General features: G+C 42.8%; 12 protein-coding genes. All 12 read left to right on the top strand.

What is annotated here, in order from left to right; genetic code table 11:
• Positions 1-110: 110 nt before the first annotated feature.
• The 12 genes from AC25CA_RS15050 to AC25CA_RS14995 all read left to right on the top strand — a co-directional run bounded on the left by AC25CA_RS15050 (position 111) and on the right by AC25CA_RS14995 (position 15,995).
• Positions 111-959 carry a carbohydrate ABC transporter permease gene (locus tag AC25CA_RS15050; protein ID WP_486814658.1) on the top strand — a complete coding sequence of 283 codons (849 nt, stop codon included), beginning with the start codon at positions 111-113 and terminating at the stop codon, positions 957-959.
• On the top strand, positions 956-1,804 hold the full coding sequence (locus AC25CA_RS15045; protein WP_486814657.1) for a carbohydrate ABC transporter permease: 849 nt from the start codon (positions 956-958) through the stop codon (positions 1,802-1,804). Before AC25CA_RS15050 ends, AC25CA_RS15045 begins: the two co-directional genes overlap by 4 nt.
• A gap of 12 nt (positions 1,805-1,816) precedes the next feature.
• Entirely contained in the window at positions 1,817-3,085 is a 1,269-nt protein-coding gene (locus AC25CA_RS15040; RefSeq protein WP_486814656.1) for an efflux RND transporter periplasmic adaptor subunit, read from the top strand.
• Complete coding sequence (locus AC25CA_RS15035; protein WP_486814655.1) at positions 3,086-4,045, top strand: hypothetical protein; 960 nt, start codon at positions 3,086-3,088, stop codon at positions 4,043-4,045.
• Complete coding sequence (locus AC25CA_RS15030; protein WP_486814654.1) at positions 4,042-6,237, top strand: ABC transporter substrate-binding protein; 2,196 nt, start codon at positions 4,042-4,044, stop codon at positions 6,235-6,237. Before AC25CA_RS15035 ends, AC25CA_RS15030 begins: the two co-directional genes overlap by 4 nt.
• Before the next feature lie 391 nt (positions 6,238-6,628).
• Positions 6,629-7,738, top strand: coding sequence for a sugar-transfer associated ATP-grasp domain-containing protein (locus AC25CA_RS15025; protein WP_486814653.1), 1,110 nt, complete (start codon positions 6,629-6,631; stop codon positions 7,736-7,738).
• A 2-nt stretch (positions 7,739-7,740) separates the two neighbouring features.
• On the top strand, positions 7,741-8,820 hold the full coding sequence (locus tag AC25CA_RS15020) for a sugar-transfer associated ATP-grasp domain-containing protein (RefSeq protein ID WP_486814652.1): 1,080 nt from the start codon (positions 7,741-7,743) through the stop codon (positions 8,818-8,820).
• A 58-nt stretch (positions 8,821-8,878) separates the two neighbouring features.
• Positions 8,879-11,167: a murein biosynthesis integral membrane protein MurJ gene (murJ, locus tag AC25CA_RS15015; RefSeq protein ID WP_486814651.1), complete on the top strand. Its 2,289-nt coding sequence runs from the start codon at positions 8,879-8,881 to the stop codon at positions 11,165-11,167.
• Between the two features lie 88 nt (positions 11,168-11,255).
• Positions 11,256-13,253, top strand: coding sequence for an O-antigen ligase family protein (locus AC25CA_RS15010; protein WP_486814650.1), 1,998 nt, complete (start codon positions 11,256-11,258; stop codon positions 13,251-13,253).
• A 66-nt stretch (positions 13,254-13,319) separates the two neighbouring features.
• Positions 13,320-14,711: a sugar transferase gene (locus tag AC25CA_RS15005; protein ID WP_486814649.1), complete on the top strand. Its 1,392-nt coding sequence runs from the start codon at positions 13,320-13,322 to the stop codon at positions 14,709-14,711.
• A 128-nt stretch (positions 14,712-14,839) separates the two neighbouring features.
• On the top strand, positions 14,840-15,352 hold the full coding sequence (locus tag AC25CA_RS15000) for a hypothetical protein (protein WP_486814648.1): 513 nt from the start codon (positions 14,840-14,842) through the stop codon (positions 15,350-15,352).
• A 139-nt stretch (positions 15,353-15,491) separates the two neighbouring features.
• Positions 15,492-15,995 (top strand): RNA polymerase sigma factor, encoded by a 504-nt coding sequence (locus tag AC25CA_RS14995; RefSeq protein ID WP_486814647.1) that lies wholly within the window; start codon positions 15,492-15,494, stop codon positions 15,993-15,995.
• Positions 15,996-16,857 lie beyond the last annotated feature (862 nt).

The following is a 16,857-nucleotide window of genomic DNA, read 5'->3' as shown; positions in this document are numbered from 1 at the left end:
ATGAAAAGCGAGGCGTGAAAACGCCTCGTTTTTTTCACATCTTTTTTACAAGTTAAACACGACTTTCATATTTCGCAGTTTTATACTAAGACAAGGAAAAGGAGGAAGTCATGGAAAGAAGAGGGAATAGAATACCTAGTGGATGGGGGTGGATTGCACCAGGTCTATTGGGTTTGGGCGTTTTTTACTTGATTCCCATGGGACGGATGGTGATGTATGCGCTGCAAAATGAATCGGGCGAATGGGGATTTGGCAAAATTGCCGAGGTTTTAAGCAATGTCGTTTTCCAGTTGGCATTTCGCAACACAATGGTTTTTGTAAGTTTGGCTGTGATATCGATTACTGTAATCTCATTGCTGATTTCTCTGCTGGTGCAGCGCATGACTTGGTATCCAACGGTGGTGCAGTCGGTTTTGTTTTCTCCCATGATCATTCCAACAGCTTCGGTCATGATGGTATTTGACTTGTTCTTCCGCTACGACGGGGTATTGAATACCATCTTTCGGCATTTTGGGTCGGGTCCGGTGGAATTTTATCATTCTAAAATGGCTTTGGTGACGGTGTTGTTGCTTTTTCTATGGAAGAATATCGGTTACAACGTCATTATTCTTACCGCAGCGCTGGAAAATGTCAATCGTGCTATGTATGAAGCTGCATCCATTGATGGGGCAAATCAGATTCAACAGTTTCGCTTGATCACCCTGCCCTCGATTCGAGGCACCTTGATCTTTGTAATCATGATTTCGGTGTTGAATGCCTTTAAGGCCTTTCGAGAAATTTATCTGCTCTTGGGCAGCTATCCGGATCAAAGCATTTATTCATTGCAGCATTATATGAACAATTTATTTTTGGTGTTGGACTATCAGAAATTATCGGTGGCCGCATTGACGGTATTGATTGGTGTCCTTCTCTTTGTTGGAGCAATGCTGGCAATTGATCGAAAGGGGGAAGGGGTGTGAAACAGAGGAACAGCATAAGAGTAATGATCAACTGCACAGGAGTGATTTTGGCTTTTGCCTTTGCCTTGCCCCTGCTTATTACGGTTTTGATGAGTGTCATGGGCAAAACCGAACTTGATAGTCTTAAGCAAATTTTAGAGAGTGGCAAGGGAATTAGCCTCTGGCATCTGATTCCAAAGAGCTTTTCGCTTCGCCAGTATTTTACGGTACTGATTAACCGTTTGGATTTCTTGAAAATGTATTGGAATTCCTTGGGCTTGGTTTTGCCGATTGTATTGGGCCAGATGGTAGTTGGCACCTTAACTGCCTATGGGTTTGCCAAGTTTCGCTTCCGATTTCGAGATCCGCTTTTTTATCTTTTTATGGTGGCTATGCTCATCCCCTTTCAGGTGACCCTGGTGCCCAATTTTATTATGGCAATTCGACTGGGAACCTATGATCATGCAGCGGCCATATACTTGCCAGGAATATTTCACGCTTTTGCCGTATTTTACATGAAGCAGTATCTGCGTGAAATACCTGATGAATTGATTGAGGCAGCTAGGGTGGATGGAGCAGGCGAACTTCGCATCTTTTGGCAGGTGGTCATGCCCATTGCCAAACCATTTGTTTTTTCATTGGCTGTTTTGTCTTTTATTGATTACTGGAATATGGTGGAACAACCATTGATTATGTTGTCGGATGCATCCAAGTTTCCCTTGTCCATGGTGCTGGCCACTTCGGCTGGCAAGGATTTTAACATAGCTTTTGGGGCGTCGGTCTTGTATTTGATTCCGGCATTGCTTTTGTATTTTGCATCGAGAAAAGATTTGGAGTCAGGATTGAAGAACCTGGCCATGAAATAGGGGGAATATCCAATGAAAAAAATGTGGAAACAATGGTTTGCGGTGAAAAATCTGGTGATCTTCTTTTTGGCCCTGTGGGGATTCACTTTGTTTTCATCTTTCTTAAACGAATATACGCGTCCGCAGGTGCAAGCCGTACATGCTGCAAAGACCGCTTTGAGTATCGAGTTGCAAGGAAATGAACAGCTGGAATGGAAAGACCGAGATGCAGTGTTTTCAGATTTTGGCGGTAGGGTTAGCCAGGTGAAGATGGCCGAGGGAGAGGAAGTGACACCGGAAACCGTCCTTTTCCGTTTGGATCTTGAAGAACTGAAAAAGCAGCTTGCCAAGCTAGAGAAAAGTCAAAGTGAATGGGACTTGAAACTTCAAGCCGCCCAAAAGAGGGAGGCGGGTTTTTTTCAAGAGGAGCGGGCTGAGAAGAAGCAGGCGTATGCCCACGAGTTGGCAGAAGCCGAACAAAAGCTGGTGACACAGGAAAAATTGTATCAACTTGGGACCGTTTCCAAACAGGCCGTGGAAACCGCACGTTTGGAGCGGGATAAAAAGCGGGCAGAAGAGATGGAAGTGGGGGCCTCCTTGCAGGAAAGGGAAGCCCAAGTGCTTGCCAGCCGACGGGAAGCAGAAGAAAAATCCAAAGAAATTCAAGAGGAATTGCAAGGGCTGAAAGAGATTATAAAGGAAAATGGTCAAGTGAGAGCCAAGGAAACCGGCGTCTTGGCCCGGTTTTCTATGACAGTGGGTGGGGAGATTCAAAAAGGACAGCTTTTGTACGAGATTGCCAAGAAAAGCGAATGGTCACAGCTCGTTTATTCCATTGAAAAAAAGAAGGCAGAGCACTTTAAAGTCGGTGATTCCCTGAACGTGAAGCACGCCAGTGTGAATGGCAGTTTGCAGGGAGAGATTTTAAGCATACGTGCAGACCCAGAAAATCAAGACAATCGCTTGTTGAAAATACAAGTAGCAACAGGGGAGATTCCAGCGGGGGCCCAAGTGGAGCTGAAACATGCCAAACGAACAAAGGTGTACGATCTTGTGGTTCCAAAATCAGCCGTTGGAAAATATCAAAACAAGGCCTATGTATGGGTGGTAAAGGAAAAGAAAAAAGGATTTGGCACAGAGGTGACGGTCGTTAGGCAAACGGTGATTACAGGCGAGTCTGATGACAAGAATGTGGTTATCACATCCGGACTTTCACCAGAAGACGCCTATGTATCCAAAATCTTGAATGACAAGAGTTTGGCAGAAAACATGAAGGTGACTTGGGAACGGGAGGAACAATAAATGAAAGGATTGCTTGCAAAGGGAGTGGTCATTGCATTGATTGGCATTGCCAGCTTTGCCAGCGCTGCGGGCAATAAGTCTGCACGAGCGCCATCTTTTGACATTCATGTGGAAAATGCAAGAGCAAGTTTTCAGGAAGTTGAAGGAATAATAGAAGATGTAAAACCGCAAGCCTATTTGATGGCAGATGCGGCAAGCTGGAAAACCGTTGGAGATAAAAGTATATTTTCCAGAGCGGTTAAGGGTTTGGTAAGTGAATTCGAAACCCAAACTTCTGGCCTAGTGGGACAAGTGGAATTTGACAAAAGCAAAAGTGTTAGCCTTCATCCCAAAGTGGAAAAGCAGGCTGCACAGATGGACCGACCGGGGACCATTCTTCCTTGGGTGGTTTCAGCCCGATTGCGAGATACAAAGGAAGCGGTAAAGATGTTGACCAATGTGGATAAAATGAAGGTGCAGAAACCGACTTTACTGCTTTTGTCTGGGCAAAATCAAGAGGGAGAAGATTATCGTCCCGCTATGCTTGCAAATAAGTTTTCTAGCCTGGGCGACCAGGTTCAGGTCAACAGCTATGGAGAGTTGCAGGAAAGAAGCAGGCGGCAGATGAGTTTATTTGGTGTGGGCGCCTTGTTGCTATTGGTGGCAAGTGGAATTTTTAAGATAAGACACAGGCAAATAAGTCCAGCAGCTTGGCGGTTTTTGGCGGCTGCAATATTGGCAACGCAAATTGAGTATGCGTCATTGCCTTTGGAAGTGATCAATGAAAATTTGGTCAGTTTAAGCTGGTACTTGGATCAGATTCGGGGCTTGAGAGAGCACTTGTTTTTTGCTCATCAGCGAATGATGAGTGAGGAATATTTGCATCAACTGACCCTGTTGCGCTTAGAGGGAACAGGCATGTTTGCTGCATGGCTGGGCTTATGCTGGATAGAGCGAGACTTAAGGAGGAAAAAGAGATGAAAAAAAATGGTAAAAAACGGTGGATAGCAATGATCTTGCTTGTCGTCTTATTGATAACAGGATGCACGGGCAAGGGAAGCAGTTCTAGGTCTGTCGTTGAAGACGGTGGTCAACCACCAAGGGACAGCAAAAAGGGAGAAAGCTATTACTATGAAAAGACGGCCTTGGAGGGCCAAGGCGTCAAGGTGATGACCCAACTGCAAGACGGTACCATTGCAGTGATTGAACAAGACTCGGGTTCTACCGTATGGGTCTATGCGCCAGACGGGAGCAAAAATTCATTTGAAACGGGAAAAGAGGGAATGGTAGATCTGCTGGGTTCCAATGGAACCGACACCCTTTTGATCCATTATGTGTCGGATAATCAGAATCAGATTCACCGATACGGCTTTGATGGAAGCCATATTGATACGGTGGAAGTGAAGGACTTTGCAAATCAAGCTGAGGGCATGGGTATGGTCATGGGTGCTGGCGCCTTCTTTTACCAAATGGACAATGAGATTGTCCGCTTGAATGGTGAGGGTCAATTGGAGGCGTGGAACCTGGAAACGGGAGTCAAGCGAATGGTGAGGGAGGATGTAAGTCAGGTGCTGGATGTGACCGGGCAGACCCTCTATTTGATAAGCATGGAAGGCTTTCAGAGCAGTGTTATTGCCTATGACTGGGAAACAGGCAATGAAGAGCGCGTGATTGAAAACTTTCAGGGCGCTATACTGGGCGGAAAGAAAACGCCGGAAGGCTTAACGCTTGTTAACCAGGAATGGACCCGGTTGAATTATGACAAGGAAGGAAAGGCGGTTGATCGAGAAGACATGAAAGAGCATTTCGATGAACTGAGTGTGGGCATGAAAACCTGCCAGTCTTTGTACTTCCAAGGGGATAAAATATATATGACGATTTTGGATTTTGAAAGCATGGAAAATTTCAGTCAAAGCTATTATTTGACAAGAAAAGAGGGGGAAGACCCCAATTTGGCAGACAGGACGACCCTGGTGATCTATACGAAGGAGTCAGATTTCACAACAGATTTTTATGTCAATAACTATAGTGCTAAGCACCCGGAACTGCGGGTGCAGTTGAAAACCCATAACGAACTGACCAATGAGGACTACCTGAAAAAAATCAACACCGACATTCTAGGCGGCAAGCAGATTGATTTGGTATTCTTTAAGGACCTGCCTGTAAAGAAACTGAATGAAAAAGGATTTTTCCAAGATTTGAACGCAGTTATTGATCAGGAGGCCTTAAAAACAGCAGATGCTGGAGTATTGGAGGCGATCAAGCAGGATGGAAAATTGATCGGTTTGCCAATCGATCTTCGCATGCTGGGTCTGTATGCAGAGAAGACAGAAGCGACAGACGCCATTTACCAGGCCTACATGGATTCGGAAAGAACCATTGAAGACTTTGAAACCATGATGGACGACTTGGTGGCAGCAGGTGTGGCACCATTAAGAAAACTGCCTGCCACTGTTATTCTAAAGGGTTTGGTCGCTAACAATTTGCAGGATTTGGTGGATGAGCAAGGGGTATTCAAGGCAGACTTGTACAAGCGTTTGGTGGCTTTGGCGGATAAACTCAGCCATGCACCCTATGTTAATGAAGAACTGGATCAAGACAAGTACGACTTTTATGGACCCAAGGGAACCATAGCTTTGGAGCCCATCAATCAAGCGGAAATTATGGAGTTGAAAGGTGCCCATGCCCGTTTCGAGGCAGCGGATTATTGGATTCTTCCCTACCCAAGCGAAAGCAAAAGCTATGCCTTTTCTGCATCCATGCTCGGTATTGTAAAGGACAGCAAAAACAAAGCGGCGGCGGTGGAGTTTCTGCAAGCCCTAGCCTTGGATGAAGAAATACAGGAATCCAAGGTTAGCATGCAGGCTGTGCCGATTACCTTGGACTTGGCAAAAAAAGCAGTTGCAAAAACCAATGAAAAAATGTTCTTTGGCCTAATCCAGGTTTTGGAAACGGCTTATGGTGAACGCATGCTGGATATGGCGGATCCGACTGAGCAAGACTATGAAAAAATCATCCCTTATTTCCAAAACAGCAGTCGAGCTTTGGTTGGTGGACAAAAGGAAATCACCCTTATGATAGACGGGGCAGAACGGTATTTTAAAGGAGAAGTGGGCCTGGATGAATTGATTGGAAGTTTGCGCAACCAGTTTCTGCTTTATGCCAATGAATAACAGCAGTATCACCGCAAAAGAATTCAACAGGAAGATTTTCGAATCTAGTTTGATTCTTCAAAACCTGTAAGAAAACGTAACTATCTTGTGGATGAAAGTTTCTTTTCGCTGAGATATACTAGATATAGTAAGAAAAAGGAGGATGAGAGGTGCATATCTACTGGGCATGATTTCATTCAAAGAGCGGAAGAAGCAATTGCAGAAGCAACTTAGTGAGCAAGTAAAAAGGTGATCATTTTTGATCACTTTTTTATTTCCCCCAAATATTGAAAAAACTGCAAATTCAAGCCCATTTCGTGTAAACTTAGAGGAGAAGGATAGAAGGTTTAGTCGGCTTTACAATGGCCTTATGGTCAATCATTGAAGTGGTGTAAAGCAGAAGGGGATCGCCATGACGATTTTAAAAGAAATCAATGACATTGGATTCAAGCTAGGATTTCGGCTAAAAGATCGGCTTGCTAGATTGATTCTAAAGCTGAAAATTAATCGAAAACTTCATGTTAAATTCCTTAAAGGAATACCGCCAATGGACTTGGCTTATAAGAGAGAAGTTTGGGCATATTGGAATGCTTTCACCACTCGCTTTGATATCAACTGGCACCGTTTTTACGCCAATCAAACAGGTGTTGAAGACAAAAAATTCATTCCAAATGACCTGTATTTTACAGTGATACTTCCCTATATGAACCGCATGAATCTTTCTTATGGATTGCGGGACAAGAACTACATTGCCTTGATGTTTCCAGAGCTTGCTCAACCAAGGACCATTGTTCGGCGGGTAAACGGAGAGTGGCTGGATAAAAACTATGGTATTCTGGACCGAGAAAGGAGCATTCAATTCATTCTCAATGAGCCAGCAATCATCATCAAACCAACGCTTTCCACCGGTGGTGGATCGGGTATTTTGTTTTGGAAGTCAGAAGAAGGTGTAAAATCCTTAGAAAAGAAATTGGATGAGCCAGGTAAGGATCTGCTTGTTCAAGCCTTGATTGACCAGCATGAAAGCCTGGCCCGCTTACACCCCGCTTCGGTTAATACCGTAAGGGTCATGAGTTTTTTACAACATGGTCAGGTACATATTTTATCTTCGGTTTTGCGTATGGGAATCAATGATAGTCGTGTGGATAATTCGCAGATGGGTGGAATCTCTGCAGGTATATTGGCTAGTGGTCAATTAAAAGAGATTGCATATACAAAAGAGGGTTATGCCTATGATCGTCACCCCCAAGGGGGACGATTTGAGGACTGTATCATCCCCAATTTTCAAGACATCCTCGATTTGCTTTGCGCCATGCATGCAAGAATCGCCCATTTTCGATTGATGTCTTGGGATATCGCCATTGCCAAGGATGGGTCGCCAATTTTGGTGGAACCGAATTATTGGCGTGGATCGATTGATTTGCACCAACTTAGCAATGGTCCCCTCTTTGGAGAGCTAACAGATGAGGTCTTAGAGGAAGTATTTGGCAAGCATCTTCATGAGTCTATTAAGGCGGTGTAAGAATGAAAAAGTTATATCGATCAGTAAAAGGGATTGGGGTTGGATTCCTCGACTGGTGCGAACTGGGACTGGGAGGCGGTTTCTATCGGGCCCAATTGAACCATGAACTTTCGAAGCACTACCGCCAGCAAAGCCTTGTCATGCCCAAGTCCTTTAAAGCAGAAGTGAAGGCCTACTGGAAACCCTACACCACTCGCTTTGATATGCGGTGGCAGTACTATTTTAGTTATCACCACGGGGAGTTAGATCCCAGGCATATTCCCGAGGATCTACACTTCACGGTTTTTGATAGAGCCTTTAACAACCGAAATTTTGGAAGAGGTATTTCCGAGAAGAACTATATTCCCTTGCTCTTTCCTGAAATTAAGCAACCAAAAAGCTTGGCTAGAAAGATCAATGGAATTTGGATGAATGCAGATTTTGACCTGATAAATCAAGATTGTGTTTTGGGTATTTGCCGCCAATTTGAGGCAATAATTCTCAAGCCATCCATTGGTACGGGCGGTGGCCACGGCATTCAATTTTGGCAGCAAGAAGATGGTCAACAAGCATTGAAAAATGTGCTAGACACCATGGGCAAGAATGTAATTGTTCAAGAATTTATGAAACAGCATAAAAACATTGCACAGGTACACCCCACATCCGTCAATACAATCCGTGCGGTCACCTTTTATTTTCAAGGAGAAGTTCACCTTTTGTCAGCTGTGCTGAGAATGGGAAAAGACGGTGGAAAGATGGACAATGGCTGTGCCGGTGGCATCAGTTCGGGGATTCGACCCGATGGCAGATTAAAAACCATGGGCTTTAATCTGAAGGGTGAGAAATTTGATACACATCCTCAAGGCGCCCGCTTTGAGGACTGCGTGATTCCAAATTTCCCCCAGGTGGTTGAATTGGTCAAGAAATCTCACAACAAGCTTTTGCATTCAAAACTGATCACTTGGGACATTGCCATTGATGAGCAGGGAGAGCCGGTTATTATTGAATTCAACTTATTTTGTGGCGGCATAGCCCCCCACCAGTTGAATAATGGACCCCTTTTTGGGGAAATGACAGAAGCGGTCTTAAAAGAAGTATTTTAACTGCGCCTTTGATCCAAAGCGTGCAAGGTGAATAAAGAAGTAGAGAAGGGGAATGGCGATGGAAGTAAAAATATCTGTGATTATGCCTGCGTATAATGCTTCGAGATTTATAAACGAAGCAATCGCTTCTGTCGTAGAACAAAGCGAAAAGAATTGGGAACTTATTATTGTCAATGACGCATCAACAGATGCGACAAGTGAAATGGTTGAAGAGTGGATGAAGCGAGAGCCGCGCATTCACCATATTGATATGGAAGAGAACCAAGGCAGTGCTGCTGCAAGAAATAGGGGACTTGAACAAGCCAAGGGAAGGTATTTGGCTTTTTTAGATGCAGATGACTTATGGCACCCAGAAAAACTAAGGCGACAAATCGCTTTTATGGAAGAAACCGGTTCGGTTGTCTCCTTTACGGAGTATGACCGAGTTGATGAATATGGCGAGGTCTTGCAAAAAGCAGAAAGTTTGCCCGATGCCGTTACCCACGAGATGATGCTGAAACGAAACTGGATGGGTTGTTTGACCGTTGTTGTGGATAAAACCGCTTTTGAAAGAGTCTGGTTCCCTTCGCTACGGAAACGACAGGATTATGCTCTGTGGTTACAATTGATGCGAGAGGTCAAGCAACCCGCTTTGTGTCTGCACCAAACATTGGCTTCTCATCGATTTCATAAAAATTCCATATCGAAAAAGAAGGTCGGTCTGGTCAAGTATAATTACCGTGTATTTAGAAAACACGAAAAAATGGGCCCCTTGTCTTCCGCTTGGTCGGTTGTACAAAATATCTTCCACCGTTTGCGTGGGCATGGAAGTAGCGAAATGGGCAATGCAAGCTTTTTAAAGAAAACGGCCTTGTTGATCGCTATGCTTACGGTTGTTAGCCGGGCGACAGGTTTCTTGCGGGAAATTTTTATTGCAAAAACCTTTGGCACGGGGATTGAAGCCGATAGCTTTTTTCTCATGAATGCCATTGTAAGTTTTATTTGGTTGTTTTCGGGGGTCTTCAGCAATGGGATGATTCCCCTTTTAATTGAAATTAGAAACCGAAAGGGAGACGAGGAAAATTTGATTCGTCGATTGACCCAAGGGCTTGTTTTCTTGTATGGGGTCATTGTTGCAATTTTACTTTTCTTTGCACCAACAGTTGTCGGTTTTATTGGGTACGGTTTTTCATCCTCCAGCCAGGAACTTACGGTTACCCTCTTTCGGATTGGTGTTTTTTCCATCTTCTTTGGTGCTATGAATGATTTGCATGTGAACTACTTGAAAAGCCACCAGAGCTTTTTGGTTTCAAACTTTGCAGGCATTTATTCCAACCTTGTTTATATTGCCTTTTTCATGGTTTTGCCTGTTCGTTTTCAGTCCATAGAAGGGCTGGCTGTTGCCATGGTGCTTTCTTCAATTACCAAGTACTTAACAACGGTGCCTTATATGCGGCGCTTGGGTTATCGCTATCACTGGGTGCCGAAATTTTGGGACAGTGATGATGTTAAGAAGCTGGCACGCCTAAGCATTCCATTATTGATGGGCAGTGTGGTTTATCACATTAATGGTATTGTAGATAAAATTTTGGCGACCCCCCTTGAAACGGGCAGTGTTGCTGCATTGAATTATTCCAACCGGATTATTGGTACCTATGAAGCTTTAATATTGGCTGTTATTGTGACTCTATTGTTTCCAACACTTTCGCATTTTGCTCAAACGGATAAGGAGCGGTTTCGCCGAGTTCTTGACAGATCTCTGCGGGTGATGGTAGATTTGCTCATTCCTTCTACCATTGGACTGATGGTTTTGGCTGAAGCGGTGGTGACGGTAATCTACCGCCGGGGTGCCTTCGATCTTTTGGCTTTGGCACAAACAACCAGCCTTTTGCGCATTTATGCAGCGGCTATTTTGGCTGCGGGCGTTAATAGTCTCTATGTTAAGGGCTTTTATGCCAATCAAGACACCGAGACCCCTATGAAGATTGGTATGATTAGCGTAGCGGCAAATATTGCCTTGGATCTCCTTTTGGTGGGGCCATACGGTGTGCAGGGTTTGGCGGCAGCAACAGCCATTGCGGGTTATTTAGGCATGTTCTTGCGCAAATGGAAGTTCCAACAATACTTTGGTAAAGCAGACGTGGACAGCCGTTTGCCTGCCATGCTTCCGCCCCTCATAGCGAGTGTTGCCATGGTGCTGGTTATTTGGCCCTTGCAGCAATACTTAGGCCCTCATTATTTGACCCATATGAATCTCTTGGTCAAAATGGGTGGACTAGCAGTTGTAATTTTGTCGGGCGCACTTACGTATTTGTTAGTCTTAAGGCTGTTTAATCCGCCAGAGTGGAAGTGGTTGATGAAAAGGTAGGAAGAATGATTAAACAAGAATAAAAAAATAGCCAGAAAGAATGGGCTTTGGTGTAAAATATAAGAAGATTATAAGTTGGAGGATATATATGAAGAATATACGTGACCGGGAAGTAAAATGGCAGGAGTTGCTGCCTTTAGCCCTCATTATCGGCATTGTACCACTATTGTTTCGTGTGCAGACTTATCAACGTACCTTGGATGAAGCGGTATACTATCCTGGAACAGGATTCAATGATCTCTATTCATTGATCAAGGCAAAAGCGTTAATTTTCTTTACCCTTCTGGCCTTGGGAATCTTTCTATATCAATTGGCTAAGAAACGGATTCATTTAGAAAAAAGCCTATACACCGTTTTTGCAGGGGTTTACGGCCTAGCCATTTTGTTTTCTTCACTTTTAAGTCCCTATGATATTGCTTTCAATGGATTAACCGATCGATTTGAAGGCGGGTGGGTGTTACTGTCTTATGTAGCCATCTTCTTTTTATGTATCCATTATGGTAGACAAAGAAAAGCCATTGATGTATTCACCCATACCCTCATGGCCTCTTCCATTCTAATGGGTTTCTTTGGTTTTCTTCAGTATGTTGGGTACGACCCCTACACAGAAGGCTTTCTTCGCTATTTTGCCTTTCCGCGGGAAGTTTGGTCTACCGTTGGCGAGTCGGTAAAAACGAGTTTTGAAACCGGTGTAGTTGGCAGTCTCTATAATCCAAATTTTATGGGCAGCTATGCTGCCATGATGACTCTTTTGTCATTGGGCTATGTTTTAAAAGTCAATAGTAGCAAGAAGCAAGAAATCTTTTACATCATTGCCAATTTAGTTTCTTTCTCAGCCTTGGTTGGTTCTCGTTCTTCAGCGGGCCTCATCGGCTTTTCAGCCGGTATGATCATCATGGTTCTTTTCATGCCAAAGGCATTGAAGAAAAGCGGCAAGCGTTTGGTCCCTTTGATTCTTGCCTGGCTAGCGATGGTGATAGTCATGATTTTGATTTATGCCAAAATGTGGAATGGCAATCGCTTGATTCAACAGGATTACTTGACTCTTTTTGTCTATTTCCTTTATTTTGTCGGAGCAAGCATCCTCTATAGATATATCTTTAATAGAAGAGAAAAGAACAAAGCCTTGCTGGCCATTAGCTTTGCCTTCGCAGGCCTAGTCCTTATAGGCGCAGCACTTTTATATAGTCCTTTGCAGTCTGTTACACATCAGCTTTATTATGGCGAAAGTCAAGCTGAAAGAAAAGCAGAAGACATGAAGGGAAGAGAAAAACTACAAAACGTGGTGATTACCCCACAACAAATTCAAATCACAGAAGCAGATGGCGACTATATTGCTTTTGAAATTAAAGACAACACAGTGAAAGCCCTAGATGCAGAGGGCAATAACTTAGGCTTCAATAATTCGGAAGCGGGTCATTATCAGGTGAAAGATCAAGCTTACCAAGACTATGAACTTGTTTTAACCAAGATTCATGGTGCCGAGGACCAGATGTTTGCCCTTGTACCCAAGTTTGACATTTGGGTTGTGGTCGATGAAATGGGTCTAGCCTATAAGGGCAGAAACCATAAACCGGATCAAATTGACAGTCCTGCCCGTTTTGGATTTCAAGGAAGAGAATCCATATTCACTTATCGGGGGTATATTTGGTCAAGAACCATCCCTCTATTGAAAAAGCATGTTCTTTTGGGTGCTGGACCCGATTGTTTTGTCTTTGAATTTCCACAGTATGAGCATATTACCAAGTGGAACATTAATCAGCCGACCTATCTCTTGTATGACAAGCCCCACAACTGGTATTTGCAGATGGGTATAAATACGGGCCTTCTTTCACTCTTGGCCGTTTTGGCTATGGGCTTCTTGCTTCTTTTTCAATCCATTAAGAAATATATGCTGGGTGGACAAGAAGACCCAGTAACCGCAACCTTACTTGCCATGGTTTTTGCTTATGCGGCAGCTAGCATTTTCAATGACAGTGTTATTTCAGTAGCACCAATCTTCTGGATGATCTTTGGCCTTGCCGTAGGTGCAGTGAATGGCTTGAAACAAGCGAAAAAAACCTCAAAAAAAGGAAAGAAATCATAAGGAACAACGTTGGTTGCTATTTTCGTTCAAAGATTCCTTGCAGAAAAGCAGAAGGAAGGAGGAAAGATGAAAAAGAGAGATACCAGTGGATTTAATGCCTTACAACTTATAAGCGATGCAATTTTAACTGTGCTTGGCATTGTACTTGCCTTTCATCTTCGCTATGAAACCATACAAGAAACAAACTGGCAAGCGTTTGTGGATATCTGGTGGATTTTATTACTGGGTGCCATCGTACTTTTTTATTTTTTCCAATCCTACCATTGTGGAGAAAAACGGGTGTCGGACAGCGTCTTTGCTGCCATTTCTGCCCTTTTGGTTTTGAATGTCTTTACCATGGCAATCACCTATTTCACCCGTGGCTTTGCTTATCCGCGCTCCATTATTGCCATTAGTTTTTTTACTCAGTCTGGCTTATTGATTATTTGGAAGATCATCATGCACAACATATATTTCAAATTGTTCCCCGGCAAGACCATACTGGTTTTTGGCAACCAGGTGGACAATGAGCGTATTTTCTTTAAACTCTTATCGGGCAATACCGAGTATAACAAAAAGATCTTTGCAGAGACCTACAGCGAGGAAGTAAAAGAATTGCTTCTTCAGGCAAATGAAGTGGTTGTACCCATGGATTTTTCATACAAAGAGGAGATTATGAAAGTCTGTTTTGAACATGAAATTCAGCTTTCCATTCGCCCCACCTTACATGAAGTGTCCATGTTTGCCACTGAACTGGGCCAGATCGATGATATACCCATTCTTACCACTAAGCCCCTGGGGCTCAACCAGGTGCAGCGAGCATTAAAAAGAACCTTCGATATCATCACTTCAGCCATTAGCATCATTTTGCTATCACCCATATACTTGGGGGTAACAATTGCCATTGCGCTGGAAGATGGCTTTCCTGTTTTCTACAAGCAGGAACGTTTAACCCTAGACAACAAGGTCTTTCATGTTATGAAATTTAGAACCATGATCAAGAATGCCGAGAAGGAAAGCGGACCGGTATTGGCGACAGGGGCCGATACAAGAATCACCAAGGTAGGCAGAATTCTTCGGGCGACCCGCCTGGATGAATTTCCCCAGTTCATTAACGTTTTAACCGGTGACATGTCTATGGTGGGTCCACGGCCAGAAAGACAGTTTTTCATTGAGGAGTTCAGCAAGGATTTGCCGGAGTTCCAATACAGAACCAGGGTCAAGGCGGGCATTACCGGTCTGGGTCAAGTCTTGGGCAAGTACACCACAAGCCCGCAAGACAAGTTGACCTTCGACATGATTTATATCCGCAACTATTCCTTCCTTTTCGACATTAAGATCTGTTTTCAAACGGTCCAAATCCTCTTTTCAAAGACCGCTGCAAAGGGCTTCACCCATGAAGACACCTTCCAGGCCATTAAGCAGAACGATGCCTACAAGGTGGAAGAGGGTCAAGGGTATTTTATCGTTAAAAAATAAATAAAAGTAGAGTATCAGGACGATTCGCATACGAATCGTCCTTTTTCGTAAATAATTTGAAGAATAGTAACTAAGTGGTAAAATTAAAGTGCGGCGAAATGTCGACATTTTAACAGGAGGCGATTTAAGTGTCATTCAATGGCGTATATGCAGCATATCCTGCATATAAAGATGGTGTAGGCAATATTGTTATTGAAATTAGAGAAGATGGTCCTCATGAAGTAGAGCAATGCTTTGCAACTTATAGAAAGCATTGGGCTGAAAAATATGGTAGGGATTGGCATCAGATGATCCATGAGTCTGAGGCAATTGTTGGCAAAATGCATAATCATGTGGTTCTACTTTCTAAGACATATAGTTTACTTCCAATAAAAATGCGCACACCAATAATTAAAGATGATGGTGCAAATGGATATGTTTGTGTTGAGAAAATACTAGATTTGGTGAGCTGTGATAAGGGAACCCTCATTACCATGGAAAATGAAATTCAAATATTTACGATGACACACAAGAAGACGATAGAAAAAGACATTAAGCGTTCAAGAGCGTTGAAAAATGATTTTATTTTGCACGATAATAATTTCGTTGAAGAATTGGTACATAGATTGTTAGCAAATAAAAAAGATAAAGTAAAAATTTAAAGAACGAAGTCTTCCGAGTAGCGGTTATACGCTACTCGATTTTTTTTATTCGGAAAAAGCAAACACAAGGAAAGAGGTGTATTCTAGACTCATCCGGCGGAAATAAACCGGAGAAGGCCTTCTCCATGAAAGAGAAGTCATGGAGATTACAAGCTACAAGCCCTTAATTATTTATGAGGCGAAAAGGATTTTTGGCAAGGTGAATGATGACCTCATTCAAGAAGGCTACTTGGTTTTCTTAGAGGCCAAAGAATCGTTCGACAGGGGTCGAGGTGTACCCTTTAATGCTTATCTGGCAACCAAACTACGCTACCGATATTTAGAAATGACACGAGAGAAGAAGCCCACGATTTCGATTCAAGGCAGAAGGGGGGAAGATGGAACCTTAGAGGACTTTTTACATGGCAAAGAAAATACAGAAGAGGAAGTGCTAGAGAGGCAAGTGGAAAAAGAGATTAAAGAAGCGTTAAATGAATTGAGTTACATGCAGCGCATCATTATTCAAGAGACATTCTTCAACAACAAGAAGCTGCCGCAGATTGCAAAAGAACAAGGCATAACTTACGAAACGGCAAAGACCCATAAGAAACGAGCCATGAAGAAGCTGAGAAGACGAATGACGATCAAGCAGGCTAAGAAATGAAAAGAAAAATGAAAAAGAGTGCATTTTGATAGATTTATAACAATTTAATAAGTAAACGAAGTTTTATCCCCGGAAGTTTGTCGCTCTGTAAGATAATGTAAAATTTTTCGGCAAACTTCCGGGAAATTTTCATTACGATTGTTTATGTTATTCTTAAAATATTCGAAAGAGATATCATTTAATTGACAGAACCACCATGAATTTGTACAATAAGAACTAGAAGTGTAAAAAAACGGAAAAATGGATAAGGAATGTGTCAACTCGTAAAGTAGACTTCCGATTATGCAACTGCAATTCATGATTTGTATTTGAAATTCTAATTTTGAAGATATAAATTCATAGTAATGTTATCTTTTTCTTATACTCTTTGCTATATTTCGGGTGCAAATACAAACAAAACCACATGAGAAAGAGATGTATGATTTCACCCGATTTTTTTTGCAAACGGAAATACCACCCTATCCAAAGAATATGAGTTTTCATAATCGTTGGTGTGTGTTCGTTTGTACTATATATTTTCAAAAAGTTTCGGAGTTGAGTTGATGAGAGCAGGTGCAACTGACGCAGAACCCAACTGGCTTAAGCTTTCTTCTTCGTAGTAGGAGCTGAACGTGTCGATTGGACTCTTATCGTTCAGTTTTTTACATGTATAAGAGTTGATATGGTTTATCATAAGGAGTATGTCGTTTTGGGTCAAATGACTAAATATATTTCCTTTTGGTAGCACGCAGTGAATCAAGGTATGGTTTACTCTCAATGCTACTTTTTGATAAGGTGAGCAGAGATTACAATAAAATAAACGAGGTCTACGACGTCCTGATGTATTGGATTTAATTGCTTGTAGATTGGAATATTCGCTACC

Source organism: Gottschalkiaceae bacterium SANA (assembly GCA_036323355.1).
Classification (GTDB): Bacteria; Bacillota; Clostridia; order Tissierellales; family GPF-1; genus GPF-1.
The sequence above is the reverse complement of the archived record's forward strand: the minus strand, read 5'-3'. Positions and strand labels throughout refer to the sequence as shown.

What these genes read in the sequence shown, in the direction of transcription:
- AC25CA_RS15050 (WP_486814658.1), top strand. Translation starts at nt 111, where the DNA reads ATGGAAAGAAGAGGGAATAGAATACCTAGTGGATGGGGGTGGATTGCA.
- AC25CA_RS15040 (WP_486814656.1), top strand. Translation starts at nt 1,817, where the DNA reads ATGAAAAAAATGTGGAAACAATGGTTTGCGGTGAAAAATCTGGTGATC.
- AC25CA_RS15035 (WP_486814655.1), top strand. Translation starts at nt 3,086, where the DNA reads ATGAAAGGATTGCTTGCAAAGGGAGTGGTCATTGCATTGATTGGCATT.
- AC25CA_RS15030 (WP_486814654.1), top strand. Translation starts at nt 4,042, where the DNA reads ATGAAAAAAAATGGTAAAAAACGGTGGATAGCAATGATCTTGCTTGTC.
- AC25CA_RS15025 (WP_486814653.1), top strand. Translation starts at nt 6,629, where the DNA reads ATGACGATTTTAAAAGAAATCAATGACATTGGATTCAAGCTAGGATTT.
- AC25CA_RS15020 (WP_486814652.1), top strand. Translation starts at nt 7,741, where the DNA reads ATGAAAAAGTTATATCGATCAGTAAAAGGGATTGGGGTTGGATTCCTC.
- murJ (WP_486814651.1), top strand. Translation starts at nt 8,879, where the DNA reads ATGGAAGTAAAAATATCTGTGATTATGCCTGCGTATAATGCTTCGAGA.
- AC25CA_RS15010 (WP_486814650.1), top strand. Translation starts at nt 11,256, where the DNA reads ATGAAGAATATACGTGACCGGGAAGTAAAATGGCAGGAGTTGCTGCCT.
- AC25CA_RS15005 (WP_486814649.1), top strand. Translation starts at nt 13,320, where the DNA reads ATGAAAAAGAGAGATACCAGTGGATTTAATGCCTTACAACTTATAAGC.
- AC25CA_RS14995 (WP_486814647.1), top strand. Translation starts at nt 15,492, where the DNA reads ATGGAGATTACAAGCTACAAGCCCTTAATTATTTATGAGGCGAAAAGG.